2 protein-coding genes are annotated in these 1094 nt (G+C 76.9%); one reads left to right on the top strand and one right to left on the bottom strand.

What is annotated here, in order from left to right; all coding sequences use genetic code 11:
* The first annotated feature begins 150 nt into the window (after window positions 1-150).
* A complete protein-coding gene (locus DQW85_RS47720) occupies window positions 151-282 on the top strand; it encodes a hypothetical protein (RefSeq protein ID WP_275888238.1) in 132 nt (43 codons plus the stop codon).
* Window positions 283-285: 3 nt separating this feature from the next.
* Here DQW85_RS47720 and DQW85_RS22440 read toward each other — a convergent pair.
* A partial coding sequence (locus DQW85_RS22440; RefSeq protein ID WP_476703607.1) for a mannosyltransferase YkcB-related protein occupies window positions 286-1094 on the bottom strand: 809 nt, incomplete at its 5' end.

Genomic DNA, 1094 nt, shown 5'->3' with positions numbered 1-1094 from the left:
GGGCCAGCTGAGGACCGCGGGGCGCGGGGCGCGGGGCGGGCCGGCAGAGGGACCGCAGGGCGCGTTCCGGGCCGGTGGGCGTCCGGACCGGAAGGGGGACGGGAGGCACGTGGCGGGCCGAGAGGCGATGGGCAGGGGGCCGGGGGGCGCGTGGCGGGATGGGGCGTCGTCACCGGGCAGCGACGCGGCGATGCGCTACTGCGGGTCAGGGACGGCCTGATCGTCCACCCCAGGGACTGCATGGACGCCACCGCCGTCGGACGGGTCCGCGCCGCGGCGTGACTTTCACCGCACCGTCAGATCGAAGACGATCACGCCGGGCGCACCCCCGGATGGAGGGTTCGACGCGGGGCCGGACGTCTCGCCGGGCGTCGCGCCCGGCACGGTGGTGCCCGGGAACGTGGCCCGGACCCACGCCGCTATCCGCGCCGCGTCGTCGCTGCCGCCCGAGCCGGGGTGGCCGAAGCGCATGCCCGTGCCGATGAAGTAGTGGATCCTCCCCTCGGCGACGTACTGCTTGAACCGGGCCAGCGTCGGCGCGGGGTCGGTGCCGTTGAACCCGCCCACCGCCATCACCGGCAGACCGGTGGCGAGCTGGTACCCGGCCGCGTTGTTGGAGCCCACGGTCGCGGCGATCCATGTGTACGCGGAGGCGTCGCGCCTCAGGAGGGCGGTGAGCTCGGCGGAGGGGGTGACTGCGTCCAGCAACCCGCCCATCGTGCGGCCGAGCGGCATCCCGGGGCCCGGCGCCTGCCGTGGTCCCATGGGGGGACCGGCGGTGGGGACGGCTCCGGTGTGCGGCGTGTACGCGGTGTCGAGCGCGTACGCGACGGGCCCGGCGAAGCACACCAGGACCGCGGTCCAGACCACCCCCCAGGCCCACCCCGGCACCCAGCGCCCGCGGAACGCCCGCACTGAAGCCCGGCTCCCGGCACCTGCCTCCACGAGTGGCTCAGGAGACCGCCGTGGGGAAGCCTCCCCGCCGGCACCCACCGGCCCGGGGACCAGCGATCCGTCGACCGGCGACGCGGCCACCGGCGGCCCCGTGACCGGCGGTCCGGCGGGCGCGAGCAGCCGGGCGACCATCAGCAGGC

This window comes from Nonomuraea lactucae, from assembly GCF_003313395.1.
GTDB lineage: Bacteria > Actinomycetota > Actinomycetes > Streptosporangiales > Streptosporangiaceae > Nonomuraea > Nonomuraea lactucae.
The sequence above is the reverse complement of the archived record's forward strand: the minus strand, read 5'-3'. Positions and strand labels throughout refer to the sequence as shown.